Raw genomic sequence first — 25247 nt, forward strand, 5'->3', positions numbered from 1 at the left:
CGGATTGTCGGGCTGGCTCGAAGAGCGTGAGTGGCGTATCCCAGTCGCGCCGCTGGCGCGCCACGCTGCTGCTGTGGCTCGCCGACGCCCAGACCACAGCGGTCGGCGTCCCGGGCCGGGCACCTACCCGATCGCCGCCGCCGGCCTCGTCGCGCTGGCGCCGCTGCTGCGCTCGTGCAAGAAACCGAATCAGCGGTGGGTCGTAGCTGGCGTGGCTGCCACGTTGGCTGCCGGCACGGGCACTCCGGCCTGTAGGAGCAGCTGGGACTCGATCAGGCGGGCGGTCCGGCCGTTCCCGTCCCCGAAGGGGTGGATCCAGGCGAGGTAGAGGTGGGCAAGCATCGCTTTGATCATCGCCAACGGGAAGGCCATGTCGGCGCCATCGCCGTCATCGTGGGGAGTTTGGCCATCGTGGCGAAGCGGGCGGTCACGTCCCTGCTGCAACCACCGGTCGAGCGAGGCGAGATCGGTCCGCATCGGCTCGTCTGACACGACAAAACGAGCCTCGCCCCGATCCCGAAGGACCGAGGCGGGGCTAAACGTTGGTCGGCCTGCTGTGGCGCGGGCCGCGCCGCCGATGGTAGCGGATTAGAACGGGGCCGGGCCGGACCCGGTCAGGGTGAGTCGCACTGTCGTCCCGCCGAGCAGGTTGCCGGTGCTGGCGATGACCACGTTGCCGGTCCGGCCGTCGGGGAGTTCGAGCTGGCAGTCGTCGGAGGCGTTGAGGACGTCGATCGCCGGATCGTCGGGAGCGAACGCCGCCGACCAGGTCTCGATGCCGCCGCGCGTGCCCGTGGTGGCGCTGACACGGCCCGACGCCCGCTCGCCGCTGGCGAGGATGAGGGTGGCGACGCCGTGGTAGCTCGTCATGGCTGCGAAGCCTAGCGAGCGTTGAACATGGTGGCCATCACCTGCCTGAACCATCCGAGGGTGACTTTCGTGGCCGCCGTTCCTGGCGTCCACATCACCGGCTCGTCCCGGCGCGGCGGCTCCGGGCACACCAGGGCGGTCTTCGCACGACGCCCGGCGGCAGCCACCCGGGCTTCACGTTCCGGACGTCGGCCTGGGAGGTGTCCTTCGCCGCGTGCCGGCCGCGTTCCTCCGAGCGGACCTGCTGGCGCGAGCGCACGCACCGACGCCGGCGACCAGGACTTCGCCCGGCCGATGACCGCGACGATGAACGGCGCCAGCATGGCGATAAGGGGACTCGTGTGGGTGTTGGACGGATCGTCCAGCATGGTTTGGTCGAAGTCGGTCGCGCGCAACCTCGTCGGCAGCGTGGCCGACGGCGGGTGGTGTTCGACTCTGGGGCGCGCTCGGCTGATTATCACCGGCCGGGTGTGTCGCCCTCGACGGCTGAAGGCTGCCGCCGGGCCGGGCCGGGTCGGGTTCGGGTTCGGTTGGACGAAGGCCGCCGTGCCCATGTGATGCATAGTCCGGGAATTGATCATGGCCACCACGCGGGGCCGGTGCGGGCCGGTGGGCGATGCTGGTGGGCAACGCCAACGCCTACCACCCCCGCCGTGCTCGATCACCCCATCGAGCCCCCTCATATTATATGTGCTCCGTTTATTCGGTGGACTTCACCGGTCGTGGTCGTGGTCGTCCGCCGCGTGAGGGCGGGCCGAAGGAGAGTCGGAGTGTGCGGCTCGATGATGATCTGTGGCGTGATCTCGGACGAATCGCGCGAGCGCACGGTATGACGGTGAGTCAGCTTGTTGAGGCTGAGCTTGTGGACTGCCGGGATCGCTACCGGCGGCTTCTGGCCATGTGGGACGGCGGCCCGTCATGCATCCCCGGCTTCGAGGACTGCGAAGTGGTCCTGCCGCCGCCGGGCTTTCCGGGCCTCGCTCCCGCGCTGCTGCTGCCGGATGAGAAAGGTGGCTCGGTGTCGCTTGAGTGGGCGTTGGCGCCGATCATTGCGGGCTCGAAGATGCGGGCGGAGGCGCTCGCGAGGACTGCCGCAGCGTTTGCCGAAGCGGAGTAGCGGCTTAGAACTCCTAACAGAATGATCAAGTGGCGAGGCGCCGGTAGCAGATGATCCGGATCGGGATGCCAAGGTCGCCGTGTTCGCCTGCCCGATGCAGGCGGACCACGCTGTGCAGGGCGCTGAGCAGCATCGGCCCGTGTTCGCCCCACAGCGGCGCGTAGCGCAGGATCCGCTTTGCGGTTGCGCCCAGGTGGGCGTTGAGCACCGTGTCGGTCGCGTCCGGGTCGTGCAGCGCCGGCAGGAGCCGTAGGTGATGGTGAGGTAGGCGTCCCAGGCTGTGCGCTGGGCGATAGGCATCGGTTTTGCCACTCTCCTGATCGGGATCCGGACACCAGGGTGTGCAGGGCGGGGCGCCTGCCGTCGGGTCGCGGCGACGGGGTTGTGCGGGTGGGCGGAGCGGTTCACGCGGCGACCCGCTGCCCCGGCGGTCCGGTAGGGGTCGACGCGAGGGGGTCCTCACGCAGTTCGTCGAGCAGTTCGGCCTGCCCGGCGAGGATTTGGGTGAGGAAGCTGCGGGCGGCGCGCATCAGGTCAGCCACGTCCGGTCCGGCTAGGGCGTACCGCACTGTGCCGGCTTCCCGGGTGGAGATCACGATCCCGGCCCGGCGCAGTACCGCTAATTGCTGGGACAGGCTGGATGCCTCGATGTCGATGTGTGCGAGCAGATCCCGCACGGGCACCGGACCGTCTCCCAGCAGCTCCAGGACTCGGATTCGCACCGGGTGACCCAGTGTGCGGAAAAACGCCGCTTTTGTCTGATATAGCGGGACGGTCCTGTATCCTTCAGCATCGATATCGCAATTGAAGACCTCTTCACTTCGGCAGATGACCAGGAGCTGAGCAGCTGTGGCGGGAGTCACAACGCGGGGGACGACGCCAGCCGGACGGCCGATGCCGGCCGTCCGGGCAGTCAGGTCCCGCTGCGGCCCTTCGATCGATGGAATCGCAGCGTCGGCTCCCGCAGCAGATGTCCATTTGCTAAAGTTGGCAACTTATGGAAACGGCATCCGAGGGGTGGGCGCGGCCGGGAGGTGATCCGGCCTTCGCGGCCGTGCTGACGATGCGTGCCACGCCCGGCGACGTCCCCGGTGCAGTACTGGACTTCCTGGAGCCGGGGTGGGGTGTAGAGCCGTTGTCATCGCCGTCGGCGGATCAACGGCGGCTGCTGGTGCGGGTGGATGATGAGGCGTCGCTGCGGCGGTTGCTGCAGCTGGCAGGCCGCCGCCGCGGTCAGGTGCTGGGCTGTGCGGACCGGTTGTGGGCGATGTCGGTGGGTGGGCGCATCCAGGTGCGCCCGCGGACGCCGGTGTCCACGGCCGAGGACGTGGTGCTGGTGCATGGCTCCGGGGTGGCACGCCTGGCGGCGCGGATCGCCGCCGAGCCGGCGGTCGCCGACGTCGTGACCGGTCGGCTCAACCGGGTGGCGGTGGTCAGCGACGGGACCGCCGTGCTCGGGCTGGGTGACGTGGGTCCGCTGGCGGCACTGTCGGTGATGGAAGCCAAGTCGGCGCTCTTTGCGCAACTGGCCGGCATCGACGCGGTGCCGGTGTGCCTGTCGGCGACCAGTGCTGAGGAGTTGGCCACGGTGGTGCTGGCGCTGGCGCCGATGTTTGGCGGTATCAACCTGGACGGCGTCGCCGCGCCACGCTGCATCGAGGTACGGCGGCGGCTCCAGGACCAGCTCGACATTCCGGTACTGCACGACCCGGAACACGCCACGGTGGTGGTGGTGTTGGCGGCGCTGCGCAATGCGCTGCGGGTGGTCGGCAAGCAGCTGCGCGGTGCGCGGATCGCCGTGCTCGGTGCGGGCGTGGTCGGTACGGCGCTCACCCGGCTGCTGCTGCGCAGCGGGGCCGGTGATGTGCTGGTGTGGACGCCGGGCGGGGTGCTGTGCGCCGCGGCGGGCGGCCCGCTGCCCGCGCACGAGGTATGGCTGGCCGAGCACACCAATCCGCGGCGGGTGCGCGGCGGACTGGAGCAGGCGCTGCACGGCGCCGACGCGGTGCTCGGACTGAGCCGCTCAGCAGCGCTCAGCCGCGAACTGCTGGCGGCGATGGCCCCCGGCCCGATCGTGTTCACCCTGGCCGAATCGCAGTCGAAGATCCGGCAGCCACACCTGGCCGGGCTGGCTGCGGTGCTCGCAACCCGCCGGCCGAACGCTGCCAACCAGCTCACCGACGCCGTGGTGCTGCCGGGCTTGCTGCGCGGTGCGATCAACGCCCGCGCCCCACGGATCAGCACCGCGATGCTGCTGGCCGCCGCGGACGTCGTGGCCGGGCTGGTGGGCGAGGACCGGTTGTCGGCGACCGTTTGCTGCCGGACGTGCTGGACGCTCGGGTCGTGCCGACGGTGGCGGCGGCGGTCGCCGCGGTGGAGGCGTCCCGGCGCCGATCCGGGCAGAACCCGCACGGAAGGCCGGTTCCGGATGGTTCAGCCGATGGCGCGGCGGCGTTGTGACGAGTCAGCCGCTGTTCCAGCTCGAGGCCGAGTTGTTCACGATGCTGGGGCATCCGGTCCAGATTCGGGCGCTGGCGCTGCTCGGTGAGCGGGAGCAGGCGGAGGCCGAGCTGGCGGCGGCGGTGGGGATCGAGGCGCCGAATCTGTCGCAGCGCCTGGCGATGTCGCGGCGGGCGAACCTCGTGGCATCCCGTAAGGATGGCTCCACGGTGTGCTACATGGTGACCCGCGCCCAGGTGGCCGCCCCGCTGACGCCGGCCCGCGAGATCGTCGCCAGGATCCTCGGCGGGCGGGCGGGCCGACCTGCCGAGGACGTGCGGTCTTCCGCGCCGCAACGGGCGTCGCCCTGACCGGTCGCGGTTGCCGGCCCTCCGTCTTCCCCCTCCGATGGGTTGGCCGGCGTCCGGGCGTCCCGTCGGCCAAGGGCGGGACGCCCACCCCATCGTTGCCTTACCCTTCCCAAAGGTTGCTGAATTGCTAATCTCTGAAAGTCATGATGTCGGCGTCCCAGATGGCGTGAGTGGGGGAATTGGGATGGAGGCAGGCATGACGGTGCCGCTGTACCAGGCCAAGGCCGAGCTGTTTCGCACCTTGGGCCATCCAGTACGCATCAGGGTGCTGGAGTTGCTGCAGGACGGGCCGAAGCCCGTGCGGGAGCTGCTCACCTCGATCGAGGTGGAGCCGTCGAATCTGTCGCAGCAGCTCGCGGTCCTACGTCAAGCCGGCATGGTGTCGTCGTCACGGGAGGGATCGCTGGTGGTGTACGCGTTGAGCACCCCGGACGTGGCGGATCTGCTGGCCGCCGGCCGGCGCATCCTCGGTAGCCTGCTGACCGACCGCGACGAACTGTTGGCGCAGCTGCGCAGCGCAGGGCAGCAGTGAGCCTCGCGCAGGCGACCCGGTCGCTGGGCATCAGGTTCACCGGCCTGCTGCCTCAGCGCAGCGACCTCACGGCGGTCCGCCGCGCACCGCGCGCGGACCTGCTCGCCGGGCTGACGGTGGCCGTGGTGGCCTTGCCGCTAGCGTTGGCGTTCGGGGTCACCTCCGGCATGGGCGCGCAGGCCGGCCTGGTCACCGCGGTCGTCGCCGGTGCGATCGCCGCCATCTTCGGCGGCTCGAACCTGCAGGTGTCCGGACCCACCGGCGCGATGACGGTGGTGCTGGTACCAGTCATCGCCCAGTTCGGCGCCTCCGGAGTGCTGATGGTCGGCGCGATGGCCGGGGTAATCCTCATCGCGCTGGCGGCAGCTCGCCTCGGCCGCTACGTGCGGTACCTGCCCACACCGGTGATCGAGGGATTCACCGCCGGGATCGCCGTGGTCATCGCGTTGCAGCAGCTACCGGCCGCTCTCGGCGTCGTGGGCGCGCACGGTGACAAGGTGTGGTCGGTGGCCGCCGACGCGGTCGCCCGCTTCGCGCGCCACCCTCACCCGGCCCCCATCGCGGTGGCCGTGGGCGTCGCGGCGCTGATGCTGCTCGGGGCGCGGTGGCGCCCCGGTGTGCCGTTCTCCCTGCTCGGCGTGGCCGCCGCGACGGCGGTAGCCGAGACCGCCCCGATCGGCCTGGCGCGGATCGGGTCCCTGCCCGCCGGTGTGCCGAGCCCGACGCTGGGGTTCCTCGACGTGCACGCCGTGCGGATGCTGCTCCCCGCCGCGGGCGCGGTCGCTGCGCTGGCCGCGTTGGAGAGTCTGCTGTCGGCCACCGTCGCCGACGCGATGAGCGTCAACGAACACCACGACCCGGACCGGGAACTGTTCGGGCAAGGACTGGCCAACCTCGCCGCGCCCGTATTCGGCGGCATCCCCGCCACCGCGGCGATCGCCCGGACCGCAGTCAACGTGCGCGCTGGCGCCCGCTCGAAACTCGCCTCACTCACCCACGCCGTCGCTCTGGCCGTCATCGTGCTCGCCGCCGGGCCGCTGGTCGGACGGATACCCCTCGCCGCGCTGGCCGGGGTTCTGCTGGCCACCACCGTGCGCATGGTCGAGGCCGGATCCCTGCTCGCCTTGGCCCGCTCCACCCGCGGCGACGCGCTGGTGCTTATCCTCACCTTCGCCGTCACCGTCGCCTTCGACCTGGTCACCGCCGTGGCGATCGGGATCGGCGTCGCGGTCGTACTGGCGCTGCGTGCGGTCGCCCGCACCGCCCGCATCGAACCGGTCCCCCTGGAGAGCGGCGACCACAGCGCCGAGGAACACGCGCTGCTCGCTGAACACATCGTCGCCTACCGCCTCGACGGGCCCCTGTTCTTTGCCGCTGCCCACCGATTCCTGCTGCAACTGTCCGAGATCGCCGACGTGCGAGTGGTCATCCTGCGCATGTCACGGGTCTCGACCGTCGACGCGACCGGCGCACACGTGCTCGGCGACGCCATCAACCGCCTGCAACGCCGCGACATCACCGTGCTGCTGTCCGGCATCGCGCCCGGCCACGAAGAGATCCTGAACACCCTCGGCGTCGCCGAACAGCTGCGCCGCGACGGCCGGGTCTTCCCCGACACCCCCACCGCCATCAAGTACGCCCGCACCCACGTCCTGCACCACACTGTCAACGACCCGCCGCCGCCCGACGGCGCCGGACACAGCGGCACCGCCAGCGGCGCCGCGACGCGCCGATCACAGCCATAGACCGGCCCCTTTCAACCGCCAGCCCCCGGAGCGCATGCTGGCGAGTGGCTGCAGGCTGGATCGCTTCTAGCAGTCGCAGTGGCGCTGGCAGTCAGCGGCAAGCAACTTCGAAACGCGACGCGCCAGACGGCGCTGGCTACCCGCGCACTTGAGCGAGGCGCTCCATCTGAGCCGGCCTCCGGCCGGGGAAACTTCTGCGACGACACGCCCGGACCACCGGCACTCAGCGGCGCAGCACACCAGCCGAACTCAGTGCTTGGCGAACCTGCCCACGAGCGTTGGCCACTATCAAACTGGTCCTGTGCGCCTGAGCCGATCGGTGCGCACCTACGAACGCAGCGACGCCGGCATCGTCGATGAATACCAGGCCACGCAGGTCGACGGTGATCCGGGCCGGGCCCGTGTCGATCACCGCGACGATGATCTGGTACACATCGTCGCTGCAACTCTCGTCCACCTCGCCGGCGAGGATCACGTCCACACCGTCACCCGTCGCTTGCGCGGTGTACAGGAACCTCATGACGGACCAGGCCGCATGAACGGCAGGTGACTGATCGTAATCGTAGCGACGCGATGGGGCACCGCGCGCGCTGCGATCGTCACCCGTCAGCCTCCTAACGGCGGTTTATGCAGACCCGAACGCGCGAACATCAACGTCGGCCTCTGCCGCGAGCCGGGACTTGTGGCATCAACCTATCGACTATAGAGCTCGCGCACTTGCAGCATCTAGCAATTGCGCACGTGCTGAATGGATAGAGGCGTGACCCTGTCCCGTGGCGCGCCCCACCTGCCCCAGGCACTGCAGTCGCCCGCGATGTGCGCCTCTCGCTCGAGTACCACAGAGGACCTTGCGGCGGCCGTCACCGTTGCCGGACACGGGCAGCCTCGAAACTGCTGCACAACGACTTGCTAAACTTCGCAGCGGGTCACCGCGTCGGGCAATGAACTGCGACCTGGCGGGGCCAATCGAGCGGCACCTCCGATCCGGATGCCCCGACCAGCGCACGTTCCGCACGCCAGGCAAAGGGGGTGGAGTGTGGCGAGTCGGCCGCTTTACCAGCTCAAAGCCGAGTTTTTCAAGACCCTCGCTCATCCCGCCCGGATCCGAATTCTCGAACTGCTCAGCGAGCGCGAGCATGCCGTGTCGGAGATGCTGCCAGAAGTCGGCATCGAGCCGGCGCACCTCTCCCAACAACTGGCAGTGCTACGCCGGGCGAACCTCGTCGCGTCCCGCAAAGCAGGATCAGCGGTCTACTACACCCTGACCAGCCCCGATGTCGCCGAACTGCTTGCCGTCGCCCGTAAAATCCTGACCGGTGTCCTGTCGGGTCAAGCTGTGCTGCTAGCGGATCTGCGCGCATCGGCTGCGCCGGGACCACCAGCCACGCCGCGCTGACATACAGTCCCGACTCACGTGGCGCGCCGTGCGGGGATCAAGTATCCCCGCGGTGACGAGCTCGCGCACCATGTCGATCAGTTGCGTTTGGTGCTTGCCGAGCCCTTCCATGGCAACCAGGGCACTCCTCAACACGCTCTAAGCCGCTACTCCGCTTCGGCAAACGCTGCGGCAGTCCTCGCGAGCGCCTCCGCCCGCATCTTCGAGCCCGCAATGATCGGCGCCAACGCCCACTCAAGCGACACCGAGCCACCTTTCTCATCCGGCAGCAGCAGCGCGGGAGCGAGGCCCGGAAAGCCCGGCGGCGGCAGGACCACTTCGCAGTCCTCGAAGCCGGGGATGCATGACGGGCCGCCGTCCCACATGGCCAGAAGCCGCCGGTAGCGATCCCGGCAGTCCACAAGCTCAGCCTCAGTACCAAGATCAACACCACGGCAAGCTTCAGCTCGGGGCTTGTCCCCGACCAAGCACCCTTAATCGCAGCCCAGATTGGATTGTTCCCCGTAGCTTGGCTTTCAGTCCCTCGAAGGCCGCCTGCGTGATGGGCCCTCGGCTTGCCGCAAAATCGTTCAGATCGTCGACAGTTCAAATGGCTCCGGCGCGAAGCGGCAGGAGTAGTGCGTCGTAGTTCGGCGAGTCCGGATATGGCTGGAGTTTGCCAAGCTTGGTCCAGCCCCATTTTGCGTATGCGGTTTGGGCGGCGGTGTTGTCGTCTCGGACGAGGAGGGTTGCGCGATCTTCTGGGCGGCTGCGCAGAAGTTCGTCGTGGATGGCGCGGGCGATTCCCAGGCGTTGTAGCTTGGGGTGGACCATCAGTTCGCAAAGCGCGAACGTGCGGTGCCCGTTCTCAGCGATGGCGTCGGGATCTACCTCGGTGGTCAGCCCCTGCCACCAGCGGGCGCCTGCGGTTAGCGCGTAGCCGAGAGCGAGACCGGCAGGTTCTGCCTTGGCCGTTGCGGTGACCAGTTCGAATCCTGGCGAGCGCATGTATCCGCGCACGCGTTGCAGGAAGCGGTCCGGGTCGTAGAAGGCGCTCGAGATGACGTCTGCGTGTGTGGCCGCATAGATCGGCGCGACGACCGATTCGAGGATCTGTTCGGCGTCAGCGGCTGAGAAGTGGGCAAACGTCAGGTTCTGCGAGTCAGTCATGTGAGGCCGCGATCGAAGTGAGCATGTGACGAGCTTCGCAGACGGCGGGGTCGTTCGCCGCCTTCGCGGGTACTGCTTCGACCACGTGTTGAGCTGAGCGGTGGATCAGGGCGTCGTGTCGCAGTGGGGAGGGCAGGCTGGTAAGCGTCCGGGTGGTGTGGCGCGCGCCTTCGATTGGATCGCCGGCCATGACCAGGCACATTGCTCGATGGAGTTCGATTTGTGCGCGTCCTTGATAGAGCAGCGGGGGTAGAGCGCAAGCGCGGACTCTTGGGCCTGGCTTGCGCGGGAGGCGTCGCCAGCATGGGCGTAAACGAAGCTCGCGACGTGCAGCAGGCGCTGCTGACTCCAGCCCCACTGCGATCGCCGATCGTCAACGGTCGCTGCCCCGAGGCGCTTGAACGTCGCCTCGAGGTCGCCGAGGGCTCGGCGGGCTTCGTTGTGCTGTCCCAACTGGGCGAATCCTTGAGCGCGTGCGGCGTAGCCGCTGGCGGCGCCGGCGGTGGCGTGTCCGTCTGAGACGGTCACCGCATCTTCAGCCATCGAGAGTGCAGTCGACACGGGCAGGTCGTCGTACAACGCGAACACCGCACGTCTGCCTCGGATGCGGGCCTGCAACGCGTGGTCCGTCGTCTGGTCGGCGGCGCGTACTGCAGTGCGCCAGAAACGCCGGGCCGGTCCGGGTGAGTCGGAAGCGATGAGTGCGATGGCGGTGAGCGCGCTGAGTTCTGCGCACACCCGCGCCAGACGGTTACGGAGTTTGTCGTCGGCCTCGGTCAGTCGTGCGTGCGCCTCATCGAGGTCGACGAGGAGTTCCGGAAGTACCGTTGCCGGAGGCACTGCGCCTACCTCGCGGGCGTATTGCCAGGCGGTGCGTTCCCATTCCTCGACATCGCTGGGAGTGACCGGCGCCCGCAATCCCCGATCGACATTCCGCCGCACCGCCTCCATGCAATCGTCCTCGGGGAGCGCATCGCGGGCAACGCCGAGCGCGCCGACGATGCCGTACAGGACTGTTCGTCGGTACAACGGCTCCTCCTCGTCATGGGAGCCCGCACGGCCAGCACCGTCGGAGGACTTGGCGGCATCGAGGCCGGACGCCAGGCCTGGCGGGTTTGGCTCTACGACGATCGAGGCGTCCAAGGTCGGCTGTGTGAACCAGAGCAGGTGGGTGGGGATGGTGAGGAGTCGTGCCCAGTGGATGAGGCGGTCGATGTTGTGTTCGGGTTGGCCGGTTCTCCGCCGCCGAGCGGCCGGACCGTGCGTTACGCCGGATCACACCGTTCGCCTTGACGAACTCCACCAGGGCACTGATGTCCGACGCCTTCACGTCGTCCATCCGGCGCTCGCCCCACTGGTGCTCGATGCGATTCCAGTAGCTGCTGTACGCCCGCAGCGTCCCAGCGGTCACCGAGGCGCGGACCACCGGCAGATACTCCCTGAACGTCGGCACCTCACGCCGCTGCACGGTTGCCTGCACCAGGTCCGCCGGTGACACCCCGAGCCGCGCCAGCAGCATCCGCGCAGCTTCGATGTCGGCCTCACGGCCGGGTGGCATTACAGCCGTCATGACGATGCCTCCCGCAGCCGCGTGCTCAGCAGCCCGCCGAGCACGTCCTCAAGCACCGCGGGCGGGAGCACGACGAGCAGCCCGTTGACCGGGTCGGCGGCCAGCAGCACCCGCTCACCCAGCGGAAGATGGCACCAGCGCCGCGCCGACACCGGAATCCGCACAAACCCGGGCGACTTGAACTGGAACACACCATGCTCGTCGGCGATGACAAGGACCAGACCGCCGCAGGTGCGGATGCCGAGCGCGTCCCGTCCGTCCAGCCGAGGGCCGCGAACAAGGTGCTGTCGGCGACTCGCCCGTTCGTGTCGACGGTGGCGAGGCCGAACCGGAGTGTGCCGGCTGGCCGCTCTGCCAGCCTGGCCAAAGGCAACGGCCCACGCGATCGCGTCGGGCTGACCGCCGGCGGGACCACGGCACGGGTGTACGGCTGTACAGAGGGGATGACCGGCCGGATCGGCTCTGTGGTCATGTCGACCACCGGACCTCAGCAGGACGGCCATGGACAGGTGGCTGAGATGCCACCGCCGCGTGTTCGAATGCGCTCGAACACGCGGCTCTCAAAAACGGCGTGTGCGCCGGATTCTGGTGTCGAAGGGGGGACGTTGCCCCCAAAGCGTGGCACCTGAGCCACGGCACAGGTGTTCATGCGGAGATCGTAGCGATGCCCCAAGGTCGATTCAACGGGGCTGCACAGGTGGGCGACACGGCCTGATCGCGGCGCACTGCGAGCCGACCCGGCCAGTCGGGAGGGCGTATCACCGGGCTGCCCGGTCGTGACGCGGTCCGCGCCGGTGACCGTCATGGGATGCCCACGCTCCTGGGTCGGAGCTCGTTGAGGCTGAGTGACACGTGCTCGACGAGGCCGCGGAGGGAGGACGGCAGGTTGACCCGAGTGCCCCGGTCTATTCCCGCGTCCAGTTCCTCGGCCGTCGTCGCGTGGACTTCGCGGACTGACTGATCGCGACGTTTCAAAGTAATGTGACAAGCCCGGGGCTTGACGGAGGGCGGTCATGAAGATCACCGGCGAACAGATTCGGGCGGCGCTGGGCGCAAATCCGACATTGACGCTACTTAAGGCGTACTCGCGTGACTGGGTGTTGCCGCTGTTCGCTGAGCACCTCGAGCAGGTTGACGGATCGGTTTCCGCTGAGTGGTTCCACGAACGTGTCTCCGAGGCTCGCGAACGGATTCCGGAATGGCAAGGCAGCCTTACGCCAGCCGAACACTGCCGCGACTGGATCGACAAACGATGGCTGGAGACCGAAGCGCTGAACGGGCGCCTGCGGTACCGTCTGTCGCCGTACTCCTTGCGAGCGCTCAGATTCGTCCGAGAGCTAGTCGAAGGCGAGACAACCGTCAGCGGGGCCCGCCTCGGCTCCATCTCCCATGCGGTGCGGCTCTTGGCTGACATGACCAATCCGGACCGGAATGTTCAAGTGCGGCGTATCGACCAACAGATCGTAGAGCTGCGCAAGCGGCGCGCCGAGATCGCATCCGGCCGGGCACGGCTCGCGACGCTGGATGAAATGAAGCAACAACTGCGCGAGATTCTCGCCATGACCCGGTCTCTACCGGCTGACTTCCGGCAGCTACGCACGATGGTGGAAGGCCGTCACCAGGAGGTTGCACGACGGGCCATGGTCCAGGGACCGCCGAAAGCGGACCTCGTCGAGGAATATCTCCACGAGAATGATCTCCTGTCGAAGACGAGTCAGGGCACGGCGTATCTCGGGTTCTCCCGGATGCTCTCGTCCCGGCAAACCGAACAGCTCCGCGCCGATGTCGACCAGATCCTCTCGCAGGACTTCGCGCAGAGGGATATGACCGCGGCGCAGCGTGCGGAGCTCGACAGCATGCTGTCGAACCTCCTGGCCGCGGAGCTTGATGTGCAGAACAGCTATCTACGCTGGTCCGCATCGCTGCGGCGACTTCTGACGCGTGCCGCCCACGGCCGTCACCAGCGGTTGCTCACGCTGGCTGACCGCGCCCTGCACGCCGGTGCCGGATGGGTACAGGCCCAGCCCGGGCAGCGGTACGTTCCGCTGGAGGTGCTTGGTGTGGGCCCGCTCGCCGTCGTCGACATCTCGCAGACGCAGCTGTGGCGCGACCAGGGTAGTCAAGAGGTCATCGTCGAGGTGACCGAGCAGCGGGCGGCGCTTCCCACGGAGGACCGGGCCGCGCTTCGACTGGCCGCCGGAACCAGCCCGCGCGCCGTGGGGCAGACCATCAACAGGCTGCTGGCCGACCAGTCGCTGGTGACCGGTGCCGAAGTGTTCGACGCCACGCCGGAGGACTTCCAGCGCTTGGGCGCCCTGGTGAGCCTGCTCGACCTTGCGGTCATGCACGGGCACGTCGACGGCGCTCTCGCCGAGACGGTGCGGCTGGCCGGCGACCGGGCCACTGCCCTCATGGCCACGTTGCCGTACGTCGTCTTCGACCGGCCCGTCCCGATCAAGGAGACACGGTGAGCGAAGGCTTCGACCGCCTCGACGACCACTCAGTGGCTGACGACGATCTCGACGAGTACGGCTTCGAAGGCGATGAGCCATCCGGTCCGGGCGGATCGCAGTTGCCCCACGCCGCACGTCGAGCGCTAGCGACTCTGTTGACCAACCGCTTCATCACACGGTCGCGGAACCGTTCCGCATGGGAGGCGCTGCTGACGTTTGAGCACGAGATTCGTGAGCGCCTCGCCGACATGTACCTGCTGCTGGTCATCGACAGGGACTATGAAGTGGCGTTCAAACGGCAGGACCCGGCAGAAGACGCACCGAAGCTGCTGCGCCGCGACAAGCCGCTGCACCGTGACGCGTCCCTGTTGCTGGTGTTCCTGCGAAAGGAGCACACATACTTGGACGCGACCGACGAGCCGGTCATGATCACTCGAACTCAAGTGGCCGAGTTCCTGCGCCCCTTTCGGGAGTACGACGACGGCGACGAAGCGCGTCTGGAGCGCCGGGCGGACGCCGCCATCCGCGCCGTGGCCGAGCTGCGGCTGATGACCCCGAATCCGGACGCGGACTATCTGTTCACCGTCTCGCCCGCAGTGGTCCCGCTCATCGGCGTCGACGAGGTCATGCGTCTCGAACGGTACTTCGTCGAGGCAGCCCAGGCTGCAGACGTGAGTGACGATTCCGCCAACGGGGAGCCGACGTGACAGCCCCTCGTGCGGCTGCGGTACCGAACCCGGAGAATGTGTTGCCCTTCATCGTCACTGACGGGCAGGGCGCGAGTCAGTTCCGGATCAGCCTGGTGCAGATTCTCAATTGGGGTGCGTACTCGGGCCTGCAGACCATGACAGCGGCGCGGTCAGGAACCGCGATCGTCGGCCCGTCCGGACGCGGGAAGTCCACGTTGTTGGACGCCATGGCTTCGGTCATCCTGCCCAACCCGCAGGAGTTCAACCAGGCTGCCCGTGACGATCGCGGCAAGAAGCGGGAACGGACCGTGTACTCCTACGCGCGCGGTCACACGGACCAGCGCAAAGACGAAAACCGGCGCTCCTCGACGACGAACTACCTACGACCGCCCGGCGGGCCAGGGTTCCCCAGCGGTGCGGCAATCACCTGGGAGACCGGCGACGGTCGGCGCGCGACTTCGTTCCGGCTTGCCTGGGTGGGTTCCGACGCCGACGGACCGGAGGCGATCAACAACGCCACGGTGTATGGATTCGTCAACGACTACTTCGATCTTGCGCAGCTCAACGGAATCACCGCCGTCCGACAGGGCGCGTCCCCATTGTCGAAGACCTCGCTGGAGCGTCTCATCGATCAGAATCGCGGTGACGTCGTGGATGCATCGCAGGCGCGGGTGCACGCGAAGATGCGCACCGTCATGGGGATGGGTTCAACCGACGAGTCGCAACGCCTCGCCATGCAGTTGCTGCGGCGAGCTCAAGCGTCCAAGGGCATCTTCTCTATCAATGCGCTGTTCAAGGATTTTGTGCTAACCGAGCCGCTCGCGCTGACCCGGTGGGACGTCGCCCTTGAGGCCTACCGGGAAGCGTCACGGCTTTACGAGGAGTTCGGCGCGGCGCGGCGCCGTACACAGACGCTGGCCCCGCTACCCGTGATCGCCGAGAAGTACAGCGCGGCCGGCTCCGACTATTCAGCCAAGAGCCGGCTGCTGAGGCAGGACGGGGACGGCCCGACACGGATACACGTCTGGCATGCCGAGAAGATCGCTGAGTGGGCCGATGTCGCCATCGACGACAACCGGCTAGCCAAGGCAGCGATCGACGAACAGCATGCGGACGCCGTGAAGGCGGCCGAGGCGGCCGATAGACGGGAAAAGGAGACGATCACTCGTCTCACCGCGGCCGGAGGTGACCGTTCGGAGCTGATCAGACTGCACCTCGAACATGCGAAGGAGGCGCTGGGGCGGGCTGAGGAGGTGCGCCGTCGTACCACGAGCCGCCTCGCCGTGTTCGGATTGCCACTGCCCACCTCGCCTGGCGACGTGACCCTCACGCATGCCAGTCTCGACAACCTCGCCGCTCAAGAGCAGACGGTGTTGACGCGCGAGTCCGAGGCAGCAACGAGGGCCGCAGGACAGCTCTGGCAGCTTCGCCAGAACGTCGATGCGAAAGACCGCGAGCTTGCCGGACTACGATCACGCCGCAGCCTCATCCCCGAGGAGGCTGATGAACGTCGTATGCGCATCGCCTCCGACCTGGACATGGAGATCGACCGGCTCCGCTACGCAGGCGAGCTGCTCCAGCTCAAACCTGAGCACCGCCGGTGGGAGAAGGCCGTCGTCGGCTTGCTCCTGCCGTTGTCAAGTACCCTTCTAGTCGATGGCCGTGAGTTCGCCAGTGTTCGCCGATACGTACACGACCACGACATGCGCGGATCGATCACGCTCGCCCTCGCCACCCCCGACGCATCGATGCCCGCGGTGCCGGCGGGTGGTGTCCCAGCGCTGCTCGACATCGCCGATCATCCGTTTCGAGGCTGGCTTGCCGGCGAACTACATGAGACCGTGAACTACTGGTGTGTGGAGACCGACACGGAGCTGGACCACCGGCGTCCCGACTGGGCACGCGGCTCGATCACGCCGACTGGCATGCGCACAGGCTCACGCCAACGATTCACGAAGGATGACCGTCGCCTGCGTTACCCCTGGCTCGGATGGGACACCCATCGGCTGCTGCAGGAACTGGCAGACGAGCTCGAGTCCGTCAAGCGTGAGCTCCAGGTCGCCAAGGTGGCGGCCGATGAGGCCGACCTGCGGCGCAACAAGGCACGCGGGCGGCTCGAGGCGCTGCAATCGATCCGCATCGACCTGGTGTGGGACCAGATCGACACGTCGGCCACGCAGAGGCGCATGGCCGAACTCGAGCCGCAGCTTGCGCAGGCCAACTCTCCCGAAGTTACGCATCTGACCGAACTGCTTCCGAAGCAGCGTGAAGAGGCCATCATCGCCAGGCGCGATGTGAAGCTCTGCGAGGACGAGCAGGCGAGACTCGACCAGGAATGGGGCGACCTCGTGACCGTCATGGACGAGGCCAAGGACCAGGTCGAGGCCTCGGTGCCGCTCGACCGCGACGAGCGCGGCGCGCTCGCCGCAACCCCGTTCGCCGCGCCCGCCGGCGTTGCCGGGGTCACCGCCAGTCTGAGATCGGCCATGGAACACCTGCGCGGCCAGATCGAACGGCATCGCGACAACCGAGAGCAGCTTGAGGCTGCGGTGGTGGGCCACATTGCCGCCTACCGGAATCTGGACGAGCGAACCGCACGCGAGACGGACGGTACAATCGACTCGCTCCAGTCGGTGCTGGCGATCTATCAGCAGCTCGTCACCGACGATCTGCCACGCGCGAAGAACGCATGGCTGGCGAAGGTCGACGAAGACATGAACCGGCAGCTGCGCGGGCTGCTTGTCCAGATCGACGATGACGCTCGCAGCATCAAGCGTGGGCTTGATCCCATCAACGGCGTGTTGCGTCACGTGCGCTTCCGGGCGGATGCCACATTGAGCATCGAATCGGTCGAACGGCCGAGCAGCGACCTCAAGGAGTTCCGCCAGATCATCACCCGATACACGAGCAACACCGTTGGTATGGACACCGAACGGAATGCCGACGAGGTCGAGAAGTCATTCACGCGCCTCCGCCAGCACCTGGCCAAGCTCGACGACCAGTCCAAAGCCGGGGAGGCCTGGCGGCGTCGAGTGTTCGATGCGCGCGAGCACGTCGAGTTCCAAGCCATCGAGACCCGCCCTGACGGGGTCGATGTCGTCCATGACGGTGTCTCTGGCATGAGCGGCGGCGAAGGCCAGGAACTGATTGCGTTCATCCTCGGCGCTGCACTCCGGTTCCGCCTCGGCGACGGCCACGAAGGGCCACCTAGATACGCATCGATCATCCTCGACGAGGGTTTCGTAAAGGCTGACAGTGACTACACGGGCCGAGCTCTGTCGGCCTTGCGGGCCCTAGGCTTCCAGCTGATCGTCGGGGCCCCCAGAGAGAAGGCGACCGCCTTCGAGGGCTACGTAGAAACGGTGGCCTACATCAACGTCGACGTCGACGAGCCGGCGCGTGTGCGTATCTATCCGATGACCATGACCGAGGCGCTGCGGCTCGAGGAAGAGGAGTAGGCGCTGTGCGCGATGCCTCCACGGTGCTCCCTCAGATACGCGCCCGGTACCGCAACAAGTGGCGTGATTGGCTCCTGCGTGACTCCGAGGCCGCATGCTCGTTCTCCCTCGACGCGCCGTCGGCGCAGACCATCGCCCGCGATTCCGCCGTGGTCGGCCGATGGGTGCGGGCTTGGCGGGACTGGTCCAGGGCGCACCCGACCGCGCAACTGCGCACCGCAACCCGACAAACTGTTGTGGGTACCCAAGAGGTACCTACCCATCTTGACCTGACCACGGTCGAGGATCTCGTTGCACTTGACCGGGACCTCAGCAGCCACTGGTCGACGGCGAGCGTCAGATGGACTCTGCTGAAAGCCCTGCCGCGCGGAGCGTCCGCGGCGCGGCTGCGCCCGCATCTACAACAGATCGTCGATCTGGAACCTGCCGATTTCAAGATCCTCATCGATGCTGCGGTCTGGTTCACCGAACACCCACGTTCTGGACTGACGATCCGCCAGGTGCCTGTCGTGGGGATGCACACCAAATGGCTTGCGCGGCATCGCTGGCTCGTTCTCGCCTGCCTCAACCTCACCCCCCGGTCGGACTTCGGCACCGAGCAACTAGAAGAGGATCTGGACCAGGACGATCTGGACCCGCTGGGGCTGGTGTCCCTGCCCGCACATGTGGATGTGATCCTGGTCGATCCTGCCGATCGAGCACTGGTGGGTGGCCTCCGACACGTCAGCGCGCCCCTGCCTGAAATCGATGTGTTGCCCGTCCGCCCCCGGACAGTTCTCATCGTCGAGAACAAGGAGTCCGCGTACCTGATTCCGGACCAAACTCGTACCGTGATCATCCACTCGTTGGGCAACCATCTCAATGTGCTGAGCAACATCGGCTGGCTGAGCGGTGCGCGTCATCTGTATTGGGGTGACCTCGACCGCGCCGGACTCACCTTGCTGTCTCGGGCCCGTACCCAACTTCCGGGCCTCGTTTCCGTCCTCATGGACCCGGTCACGCTCGAAGAACACAAGGCTCTTGCCGTCGGAGACGAGACGCGAGCCGACACACCGGAACCCAACCTCACAGACGCCGAGGCAGCTTCCTTGGCCGCGATTTCCACCGACAATGGAACCTACCTCCGCCTAGAGCAGGAACGCCTTCCGGCGTGGTTCGTCCTGGAACGGTTGAAGTGGACTTTGGATGGCGTCGCCCAGGAATAGCAAATAGCGAGTCAGATTGATATGCAGCAGCGAGTCGACGGCCGAACTGTGAGCACGGTGCTCGATCGGAGTAGGTCGCGGGGCATATGCGGCGCCGAGCGCGCCGCGCGGTCACGTGCTCAACGGACGTTCGGAGAGCGGCTTCCCGTCGGGGCGGTGCGTAACATGGAAGGTGACCGACCTTGCCTTCCCTCTAGCGGCGGTAAGCCGGCGGCCACGGCAAGCGAGTCGGGCCGTGTATGCCAGCGCAGCCGGTCAGCGGAATCTCGCGTCTTCGCGGGGCAACGGTGACTGGAAACCGATGCCGGTCGTCAACTCCCTGAAGCTGGTATGCATTTTGACGAGGCGCTCCATCGGGTCGCTGTAATAGGAGACCTCGTCGTCTGGAATTGAGTGAGGGTCACGCGGGCATGGTCTGGCGCCGTCTCCCGCCCTAGCGCTGGCGAATGCCTGCTTGTTCGCCTCGTGTACCCGGTCGTAGTGATGCGGTCGGTGACCGGAATACCACAGGTAGGAGATGTCGTCCCACACTCGGTCACAGCGGTCGCGGGTAGTGCCCCAGTCGGCGATGTGGACTGTTGGATGGCGCTGCATGAAGTCGCAGAAGTTGCGGAGTTCCTGCACCGCGAACGCCGCCACATAGAGCAGGGCGAGCTCGGCACTGTAGTGGTTGTACGACGGCACGTTGAAGTTGTTCCGGCCATGTCTGGTCGTTGTCGGGTCCGGATCGACCATTTTCGGTCGACCGTCCATCCGTTGACGGGCATTATCGCGCTTGGCGGGGTGGGCCTGGTGTGGTCAGCATGAGCAACGAGCAGCTTTCTCGCCATGGCCCGGGAGGATCCGGTGCTGACCGAGGCGATGGCGGTCCTGTGGCCGCCGCAGCTCGCCGAGGTCGGGTTCCGGGGGCGGGGACCTGCGTGCAGTGCAGCCGGGCGAGAGGGCGCCTGGGTCGACCTGACACGGAGCACGACGACGCGTGCCGGCGACTGCCGCAGTCCGCGACGTCGCTCGCCATGAGCAGTTCTCCTCGTCGGGCGCCGCGGGCGCAGTCAGACCGTCGCGGTCGGCGGCTGGCAGCGATTGGCGGATGCGGTGTGACGGGCGGCTTACCCGGCTCTGCTGGCCGGATCTGGGTCGGGATGGCGTTGGTCGCGTTGTTGCTGCGTGGCATGGCGGACGTCGTTCGTGGCGGTCGTGATCTGGCCGATCTGGTCGGCTAGGTGGGGGTGGCGGTCGATGAGGTACTGGCGCAGGGCGGCGAGCCGGGCAGGCAGGGTGACGGCGTCGGCCGCGCCGAGGGCGACGTGCAGCGCGTCGAGGTCGCTGGCGGCTGTGGCGGGCAGATCGGTGAGTGCGGCGACCTGGCCGGCGATGCGCCGCAGATCGGCGGTGTGGTCGTTGGCCCAGCGGGCTACTGCCCGGGTACCGGCACGGTGATCGCGTTCGGCGCGGACCCGGCCCTCCCGGGTGGCGGCCGTGCCGTCTGTGGGGTTTCCGCTGGCGGTTCGCAGGTAGCGGCGTTCGGCGGCCTGCCGGCTGGCCACGCCCATGGCCGTGGCCAGGCCCTGCCAGCTGACCCCGGCGCGGCGGGCGGCGGCGACCAGTTCCGGCTCGATGTGCTCGAGCTGCTGCTGCAGTGTCCGCAGCAGCGTCAACGCAGTCAGGATGTGTTCCGGCTGGACGTCGTTGCCGTCGTTGGTGCGGGCGAGGGTGGTGAGCACCGTATCGAGCGCGATGGCAGGCGCGGTGGCGTGGTCATTGGGGCCGGCTGTGGTGGTGATGGCAGCGCCTCTCGACATCGGTCGTCTTCTCGTTGACGTGCGGCTTGTCGTCCAAACGACGACGTGATACAACGAAGGTATCGCGCATTGACTGTTCCGTCGAGTCCAGGAGGTGCACCAATGTTGATGCGCAGCGAACCGTTCACCGAGGTCCACCGCATCGCCCAGCAGCTGCTCGGCGCGACGGCCGCCGGCACCTGGTCACATCCGGCCGCTATGCCGGTCGACGCGTACCGCAGCGGCGACGAATTCGTGATCGCCTTTGATCTGCCGGGCGTCGGCCAGGACGCGATCGACGTCGACGTCGAACGCAACGTACTCACCGTGCGATGCGAACGGCGTCCGGTCGACCTCGGCGACGAAGCCCAGGCGGTCCTGTCGGAACGACCGCTCGGGGTGTTTTCCCGTCAACTGTTCCTCGGCGACGCCCTGGACACCGACAACATCCAGGCCTCCTACCACAACGGGGTCCTGGTGCTGCGGATTCCGGTCCGCGAACGGGCGAAGCCCCGCAAAATCACCGTTGCTGGACTCTCCGGCACGGACCAGAAGGTCCTCAACAGCTGAGGTTCGGCCCGCAACCCGCTCCGTGGCAACTCCCCGGGCACCAGGGGCGGCAGCACACTGCACGAGAGGAGGTGATCGGTGATGCCGGGTGCGCGCACAGGGCTGTCACCCGAGTGGGACCGGGGATTCGACGCCGCATTCGTTGAGCTCATCAGCCATGACCACGACTTCGTCGACACCGAGTTCACGTCGCTCACCACCGCGAACTGGCCGGCACCGCCCGCCAGCCCGCCAGCGGCATCGTCGCGGCAGAACCAGACACGCAACGACACCTGAGCGTCACACCCGCTGGCCGCTGGCGGCCGATGAAGCCACCGGCCGGCGGGTGGTCGGCGCACCCGATCGCGGGTGCGGCAGGCACGGGCTGGCAAACCCTTTCCCGCGAAGCTCCATTTGCATGGCCGCAGCGTGCCGCCGCGCGGCGGGCTTCGGCGCCTCCTGCGCAGCACATCAATACCGGAGTGGATCAGTAGTGCCCCACGATCACACCGGGCTCCTCGAGGCAGGGGTCTGGTTGAACCTTGACCACCGCGCCACGGTGGGCAGAGCGCGCCGTACCGCCGAACATCTCGGCCACCTGGTCGGCTTGCAGCCGCATCGGCTGGCCCAGCTGGCCATGGTGGTCACCCAGGCGGCCACGAACGTGATCAAGCATGCTATCGACGGCGCCATCCTCATCCGGCCGGTCCGCGCCGCACGCCAGGGCGGGGTCGAGGTGATCGCCACCGACCGCGGCCCTGGGATCGCCGACGCCCAGGCCGCCGTCCGCGACTGCCGCCTCACCGCGGCAACTCCCGGCCCCCTCATCGACCCGCTCACCTGGGAAGCCGCCTGGCGGGATCGGTATTCACATCCGGGCGTCGGTACCACCCTGGCCGCACAGATCTGGCCCGACATCGCACCGCGGCCGCACCTGGCCTCCGGCACGACGCGACCGCTCACCGCGCACCTGCCCTGCGGCGACGGATATGCCGTCCAGACCACCGCCCGCGGCGTGCGGGTGCTGCTGGCTGACGGGCTCGGGCATGGACCGCTCGCCGCCCGCGCGACCACCTCCGCCATCGAAACCTTCAACCGCATCCCGGCGACCTCGCCGGCCGACGCCCTGACTATCCTGCATCAGGTCCTGCGCGACACCCGGGGCGCCGCCGTCGCGATCGCCGAACTCGACACCACCACGCTCCTGATCCGGTTCGCGGGCGTCGGCAACCTGACCTGCGCAACCATTAGTCCGACGGGAACGCGGCGCCCGCTGCGATGCCAGCCCGGCATCGTCGGCCGCCACCTCCCAACGGTGCACGAGCAGTACACGCCCGTCACGGCTGGAGACGTATTCATCATGCACTCCGACGGCGTCACCGCCCGGTGGGACCCGCTCCACTTTCCCGGACTGTTCGCCCACGCGCCGCAACTCATCGCCGCAACCCTGCTCCACCACGCCAGCACACGCCGCGACGACGCCAGCGTCCTGAGTATCCGCGTGCCAGCCTAAGTGCCGAAATCACTGCCGCCTGGCCACAGCCGCTGCGACCGACCAAGGAGCGGTAGCCGTGGCAACCGCGTACCCGGTCGGCCTCAGGGCCAGCGTCATGGTCACGCCATTCGCGCTTCATTCGGTCCGCGCGATGGTGAAGAATCCGAAAGCATGTCGTTCGATGTCATCGAACGCGTCGCCTGAGCGATCGTACGAGCACGCAACGCTGTCGCAATAGGCGCTGAGCTAGTCAGCCGCGCAACCCAGGCTGTGACAGTTCGACGAGGACTCGCGAAGCCAGCGTCGCCGTGCGCAGTGCAGCCGCGGCGCGGCGTGAGCCCCGCCGCGTGCCGTTCGTGATCGGCGGGGCCAACCAGCCGACGCGCGCGCCAAGATACGCCGGAGCCTCATGCCGCCGTCCTGCGGTCGGCAACGCGATCGTCGGCCCGGTCGATAGGGACCGTTCCGTCTGTCATTCCCATGAGGAGCTGCAGGGCCAGGAACCGGGTCTGCCACGAGGGCCGGTCCAACGGCCGCGGGACAGGACCGGCCAGCTGCGTCGACGTCAGGCCGGCCTGGGGCGTCGGCCGGTATGCACACGATCGTCTCGATCGGTGCACTGTATTTGGCGGAGCGTGGGCCGCGCGATTTCCGGACACGGCGCGGGAGCTTCGGCCGCCCACCGGCCCGTGGTCGCCGAGGCGGGTCGCCGACGTCGGCGGGCTTGCCACCCTTGGCGTATGCGCCGGCGGAGGGATAGCGAAGGCACGACTAAAACCGTGACGCGGAGGCCGTCATGAGCGCACTGACCGCCGAGTCGTCCGCGAGGGGATCTGTTCGCGGTGCGTGGCACGTCAGTCGAGTTGGATGTTGTCGAAGATGAGGGTGCCGGTTTTCGGGGGTTGTGTCCGGCCGTCGATGGTGGCGTTGAGGGTGGCGTGTCCTCGGTATTGCCGGTATCGCAAGGCTTGTTGGATGTCGGTGCGGAGCAGGTCGGTGTCGGTGACGTCGATGGTGATGGTCTCGGGGTTGTCCGGGTTGTGCCAGGAGAATTGGAGGTGGTCGGTGAGCAGGTCGGCTCGGTGTGGGCGGTGGCGTTCGACGGTGAGGTCGCCGCGGCGGTCGGTGACGGTGAGGTGGTCGTCGCGGAACCGGACGAGGAACGGCAGTGTCAGTTCGCCGGTGGATGGTGTGCTGCGATCCGAACCGAAGATGAGGATTTCGTCGCCGAGTCGGCCGTGGGCTCGGTAGCCCTCGCAGAGGTATTCGGTGACGGGGACGTTGCACCAGGTGTGGTCGTGGTAGCCGTCGCCGTGAACTTGGCGGGTGTGGCCGTGGGTGGTGAGCGTGCCGGTGACGTGGGCGTGTGGCATGGCGATGAGCCAGCCGATGTAGTGTTCGCGCGCGCTGACGATCTTGCGGCCGGTGCCGAGTCGTACCGGTGGGACGGTGGCGTTGAACGTCAGGTTCAGTGAGATGTGCGGGTCGTTGACCACGAGGTGGCAGTGGTGCAGGTCGCCGGTCAGCGTGTTCGGCCCGATCCGGACTTCGCTGTGGTCGCGCCGGGCGGCGAATTCGCCGCCGGCGAACACGGTTTCCGCTGTCAGGGAGACGCCGTTCGGGTTGTGGTAGTGGACCAGCGCGATGGGGGTGAGGTCGCGGTCCGGGTCGCCGCCGGGGTCTTTGGTGGCGAGTGTGACGGTCACGATGCTGTCGTCGTTGAGGTGCGCGTCGAGGTACCAGTACTCGGCGTGGCCGGGGCCGGTCGGCTCGCGGATGGCGTTCTCCCAGCTCGAGACGTGCTCGGTCAAGCCCAGCCGGTGCATCGCCGCCTCGCCGGCCTCGTTACCGAATCGGTCGATGACGAGCGGCGGGAAGGCGTCCACGTCATGTCTCCAAACGCAAGGGGCCAGCGTGAACCTCGCACTTCCGCACAGCCCGTGCGGCGAGACACGGAAATCCTGGTCTTGTGCGGCATGTCTGCAAGGCGACAAGGCCGCCCGCTAGGCTGACACCGGCTACTGGCACGGACTTTGAGTTGCTCTAGATGTAACACCTACCACTGCCCTGAGTGCCTAAACCGTCTCGTCAGCCAGCGCCGGGGATTCCGGAAGTTCCCGGACGCTGTGGTTGAGGCGCGTTTCCTCGGGTGGCGTTCGCCGGAGCAAGCATGTTAGGGGACGGCTGCTCGGGTAGAACCATTGGCGGCTAGCCGGAGCCGTTTCAGGAAGTGGCCGTGCCCACCTCGTGGGATCGGTCCGTGATTGACACGCAGCAGCCACCTCGGGGGAGGGAACATGGCGACGCGGGAACGCAGGCAGACGAGCCGACGAGAGGCCGCTGGATTGGCGGCGAAGTCTGCGGCAGGGGCGTCCGGGCGCGCGCCGGCCACGGCGGCCCATAACCGGCCGGCCCGCAGCCGGTCGGA

At 67.7% G+C, this 25247-nt stretch carries 27 protein-coding genes; 14 read left to right on the forward strand and 13 right to left on the reverse strand.

What is annotated here, in order from left to right; translation table 11 throughout:
• Positions 1-189: 189 nt before the first annotated feature.
• Positions 190-372, reverse strand: coding sequence for a Fic family protein (locus ACQP00_RS19395; RefSeq protein ID WP_433223897.1), 183 nt, complete (start codon positions 370-372; stop codon positions 190-192).
• Here ACQP00_RS19395 and ACQP00_RS19400 point away from each other — a divergent pair.
• On the forward strand, positions 331-489 hold the full coding sequence (locus ACQP00_RS19400) for a hypothetical protein (protein WP_433224391.1): 159 nt from the start codon (positions 331-333) through the stop codon (positions 487-489). The two genes, ACQP00_RS19395 and ACQP00_RS19400, sit on opposite strands and share 42 nt — an antisense overlap.
• Before the next feature lie 99 nt (positions 490-588).
• Here ACQP00_RS19400 and ACQP00_RS19405 read toward each other — a convergent pair whose 3' ends face one another.
• Together ACQP00_RS19405 and ACQP00_RS19410 are read right to left on the reverse strand one after the other, a co-directional pair.
• Entirely contained in the window at positions 589-870 is a 282-nt protein-coding gene (locus ACQP00_RS19405; protein WP_433221020.1) for a hypothetical protein, read from the reverse strand.
• Between the two features lie 11 nt (positions 871-881).
• A complete protein-coding gene (locus ACQP00_RS19410; protein ID WP_433221022.1) occupies positions 882-1265 on the reverse strand; it encodes a hypothetical protein in 384 nt (127 codons plus the stop codon).
• A gap of 377 nt (positions 1266-1642) precedes the next feature.
• Between ACQP00_RS19410 and ACQP00_RS19415 the strand changes: the two genes are divergently transcribed.
• On the forward strand, positions 1643-1987 hold the full coding sequence (locus tag ACQP00_RS19415; protein ID WP_433221024.1) for a hypothetical protein: 345 nt from the start codon (positions 1643-1645) through the stop codon (positions 1985-1987).
• A gap of 25 nt (positions 1988-2012) precedes the next feature.
• On the opposite strand, the gene ACQP00_RS19420 is transcribed toward ACQP00_RS19415, so the two are convergent.
• Both ACQP00_RS19420 and ACQP00_RS19425 read right to left on the reverse strand, forming a co-directional pair.
• Positions 2013-2195, reverse strand: coding sequence for a hypothetical protein (locus ACQP00_RS19420; RefSeq protein WP_433221026.1), 183 nt, complete (start codon positions 2193-2195; stop codon positions 2013-2015).
• Between the two features lie 196 nt (positions 2196-2391).
• Positions 2392-2709: an ArsR/SmtB family transcription factor gene (locus ACQP00_RS19425; protein WP_433221028.1), complete on the reverse strand. Its 318-nt coding sequence runs from the start codon at positions 2707-2709 to the stop codon at positions 2392-2394.
• A 275-nt stretch (positions 2710-2984) separates the two neighbouring features.
• Here ACQP00_RS19425 and ACQP00_RS19430 point away from each other — a divergent pair, with 275 nt between their 5' ends.
• The 4 genes from ACQP00_RS19430 to ACQP00_RS19445 all read left to right on the forward strand — a co-directional run bounded on the left by ACQP00_RS19430 (position 2985) and on the right by ACQP00_RS19445 (position 7074).
• A complete protein-coding gene (locus ACQP00_RS19430; protein WP_433221030.1) occupies positions 2985-4535 on the forward strand; it encodes an NAD(P)-dependent malic enzyme in 1551 nt (516 codons plus the stop codon).
• On the forward strand, positions 4489-4797 hold the full coding sequence (locus tag ACQP00_RS19435) for a transcriptional regulator (RefSeq protein WP_433221032.1): 309 nt from the start codon (positions 4489-4491) through the stop codon (positions 4795-4797). Before ACQP00_RS19430 ends, ACQP00_RS19435 begins: the two co-directional genes overlap by 47 nt.
• Positions 4798-4993: 196 nt before the next feature.
• Complete coding sequence (locus tag ACQP00_RS19440) at positions 4994-5329, forward strand: ArsR/SmtB family transcription factor (RefSeq protein WP_433221034.1); 336 nt, start codon at positions 4994-4996, stop codon at positions 5327-5329.
• On the forward strand, positions 5326-7074 hold the full coding sequence (locus ACQP00_RS19445) for a SulP family inorganic anion transporter (protein ID WP_433221036.1): 1749 nt from the start codon (positions 5326-5328) through the stop codon (positions 7072-7074). The genes ACQP00_RS19440 and ACQP00_RS19445 overlap by 4 nt, the downstream gene beginning before the upstream one ends.
• Positions 7075-7297: 223 nt before the next feature.
• Here the strand turns inward: ACQP00_RS19445 and ACQP00_RS19450 are convergent, their stop codons facing one another.
• The gene (locus ACQP00_RS19450; protein ID WP_433221038.1) at positions 7298-7555 is read right to left on the reverse strand and encodes an STAS domain-containing protein; all 258 of its coding nucleotides are present in this window, start codon (positions 7553-7555) and stop codon (positions 7298-7300) included.
• Between the two features lie 555 nt (positions 7556-8110).
• Between ACQP00_RS19450 and ACQP00_RS19455 the strand changes: the two genes are divergently transcribed.
• A complete protein-coding gene (locus tag ACQP00_RS19455) occupies positions 8111-8470 on the forward strand; it encodes an ArsR/SmtB family transcription factor (RefSeq protein ID WP_433221040.1) in 360 nt (119 codons plus the stop codon).
• A gap of 146 nt (positions 8471-8616) precedes the next feature.
• Here ACQP00_RS19455 and ACQP00_RS19460 read toward each other — a convergent pair whose 3' ends face one another.
• The 4 genes from ACQP00_RS19460 to ACQP00_RS19475 form a co-directional block, all read right to left on the reverse strand.
• On the reverse strand, positions 8617-8871 hold the full coding sequence (locus tag ACQP00_RS19460; protein WP_433221044.1) for a hypothetical protein: 255 nt from the start codon (positions 8869-8871) through the stop codon (positions 8617-8619).
• Positions 8872-9055: 184 nt separating this feature from the next.
• The gene (locus ACQP00_RS19465; protein WP_433221046.1) at positions 9056-9619 is read right to left on the reverse strand and encodes a GNAT family N-acetyltransferase; all 564 of its coding nucleotides are present in this window, start codon (positions 9617-9619) and stop codon (positions 9056-9058) included.
• 105 nt (positions 9620-9724) lie between these two features.
• Entirely contained in the window at positions 9725-10762 is a 1038-nt protein-coding gene (locus tag ACQP00_RS19470) for a hypothetical protein (RefSeq protein WP_433221048.1), read from the reverse strand.
• A 423-nt stretch (positions 10763-11185) separates the two neighbouring features.
• The gene (locus ACQP00_RS19475) at positions 11186-11380 is read right to left on the reverse strand and encodes a hypothetical protein (protein WP_433221050.1); all 195 of its coding nucleotides are present in this window, start codon (positions 11378-11380) and stop codon (positions 11186-11188) included.
• An 822-nt stretch (positions 11381-12202) separates the two neighbouring features.
• On the opposite strand from ACQP00_RS19475, the gene ACQP00_RS19480 reads away from it, so the two are divergent.
• From ACQP00_RS19480 to ACQP00_RS19495, 4 genes are read left to right on the forward strand one after another with little or no spacing between them, the layout of a single operon-like run.
• Entirely contained in the window at positions 12203-13660 is a 1458-nt protein-coding gene (locus ACQP00_RS19480) for a DUF3375 family protein (RefSeq protein ID WP_433221052.1), read from the forward strand.
• Positions 13657-14349, forward strand: coding sequence for a DUF4194 domain-containing protein (locus ACQP00_RS19485; protein ID WP_433221054.1), 693 nt, complete (start codon positions 13657-13659; stop codon positions 14347-14349). The genes ACQP00_RS19480 and ACQP00_RS19485 overlap by 4 nt, the downstream gene beginning before the upstream one ends.
• Before the next feature lie 41 nt (positions 14350-14390).
• Positions 14391-17789 (forward strand): ATP-binding protein, encoded by a 3399-nt coding sequence (locus tag ACQP00_RS19490; protein WP_433221056.1) that lies wholly within the window; start codon positions 14391-14393, stop codon positions 17787-17789.
• A 5-nt stretch (positions 17790-17794) separates the two neighbouring features.
• Positions 17795-18994: a Wadjet anti-phage system protein JetD domain-containing protein gene (locus tag ACQP00_RS19495; protein ID WP_433221058.1), complete on the forward strand. Its 1200-nt coding sequence runs from the start codon at positions 17795-17797 to the stop codon at positions 18992-18994.
• A gap of 255 nt (positions 18995-19249) precedes the next feature.
• On the opposite strand, the gene ACQP00_RS19500 is transcribed toward ACQP00_RS19495, so the two are convergent.
• Positions 19250-19729 (reverse strand): hypothetical protein, encoded by a 480-nt coding sequence (locus tag ACQP00_RS19500; protein WP_433221060.1) that lies wholly within the window; start codon positions 19727-19729, stop codon positions 19250-19252.
• Positions 19730-20103: 374 nt separating this feature from the next.
• On the reverse strand, positions 20104-20796 hold the full coding sequence (locus ACQP00_RS19505; RefSeq protein ID WP_433221062.1) for a hypothetical protein: 693 nt from the start codon (positions 20794-20796) through the stop codon (positions 20104-20106).
• 102 nt (positions 20797-20898) lie between these two features.
• Between ACQP00_RS19505 and ACQP00_RS19510 the strand changes: the two genes are divergently transcribed.
• The 3 genes from ACQP00_RS19510 to ACQP00_RS19520 all read left to right on the forward strand — a co-directional run bounded on the left by ACQP00_RS19510 (position 20899) and on the right by ACQP00_RS19520 (position 22837).
• Complete coding sequence (locus tag ACQP00_RS19510) at positions 20899-21345, forward strand: Hsp20/alpha crystallin family protein (RefSeq protein WP_433221064.1); 447 nt, start codon at positions 20899-20901, stop codon at positions 21343-21345.
• 78 nt (positions 21346-21423) lie between these two features.
• Positions 21424-21621, forward strand: a complete 198-nt coding sequence (locus tag ACQP00_RS19515) for a hypothetical protein (RefSeq protein ID WP_433221066.1) — start codon at positions 21424-21426, stop codon at positions 21619-21621.
• A gap of 238 nt (positions 21622-21859) precedes the next feature.
• A complete protein-coding gene (locus tag ACQP00_RS19520) occupies positions 21860-22837 on the forward strand; it encodes a SpoIIE family protein phosphatase (protein WP_433221068.1) in 978 nt (325 codons plus the stop codon).
• Positions 22838-23673: 836 nt separating this feature from the next.
• On the opposite strand, the gene ACQP00_RS19525 is transcribed toward ACQP00_RS19520, so the two are convergent.
• Positions 23674-24705, reverse strand: coding sequence for a lipocalin-like domain-containing protein (locus ACQP00_RS19525; protein WP_433221070.1), 1032 nt, complete (start codon positions 24703-24705; stop codon positions 23674-23676).
• Positions 24706-25247: the final 542 nt, after the last annotated feature.

Origin of the sequence: Dactylosporangium sp. CS-047395 (assembly GCF_050942185.1) — a bacterium.
Classification (GTDB): Bacteria; Actinomycetota; Actinomycetes; order Mycobacteriales; family Micromonosporaceae; genus Dactylosporangium.

What these genes read in the sequence shown, in the direction of transcription:
- ACQP00_RS19395 (WP_433223897.1), bottom strand. Translation starts at nt 372, where the DNA reads ATGGCCTTCCCGTTGGCGATGATCAAAGCGATGCTTGCCCACCTCTAC.
- ACQP00_RS19405 (WP_433221020.1), bottom strand. Translation starts at nt 870, where the DNA reads ATGACGAGCTACCACGGCGTCGCCACCCTCATCCTCGCCAGCGGCGAG.
- ACQP00_RS19430 (WP_433221030.1), top strand. Translation starts at nt 2,985, where the DNA reads ATGGAAACGGCATCCGAGGGGTGGGCGCGGCCGGGAGGTGATCCGGCC.
- ACQP00_RS19435 (WP_433221032.1), top strand. Translation starts at nt 4,489, where the DNA reads ATGCTGGGGCATCCGGTCCAGATTCGGGCGCTGGCGCTGCTCGGTGAG.
- ACQP00_RS19440 (WP_433221034.1), top strand. Translation starts at nt 4,994, where the DNA reads ATGACGGTGCCGCTGTACCAGGCCAAGGCCGAGCTGTTTCGCACCTTG.
- ACQP00_RS19465 (WP_433221046.1), bottom strand. Translation starts at nt 9,619, where the DNA reads ATGACTGACTCGCAGAACCTGACGTTTGCCCACTTCTCAGCCGCTGAC.
- ACQP00_RS19480 (WP_433221052.1), top strand. Translation starts at nt 12,203, where the DNA reads ATGAAGATCACCGGCGAACAGATTCGGGCGGCGCTGGGCGCAAATCCG.
- ACQP00_RS19500 (WP_433221060.1), bottom strand. Translation starts at nt 19,729, where the DNA reads ATGGTCGATCCGGACCCGACAACGACCAGACATGGCCGGAACAACTTC.
- ACQP00_RS19505 (WP_433221062.1), bottom strand. Translation starts at nt 20,796, where the DNA reads ATGTCGAGAGGCGCTGCCATCACCACCACAGCCGGCCCCAATGACCAC.
- ACQP00_RS19510 (WP_433221064.1), top strand. Translation starts at nt 20,899, where the DNA reads ATGTTGATGCGCAGCGAACCGTTCACCGAGGTCCACCGCATCGCCCAG.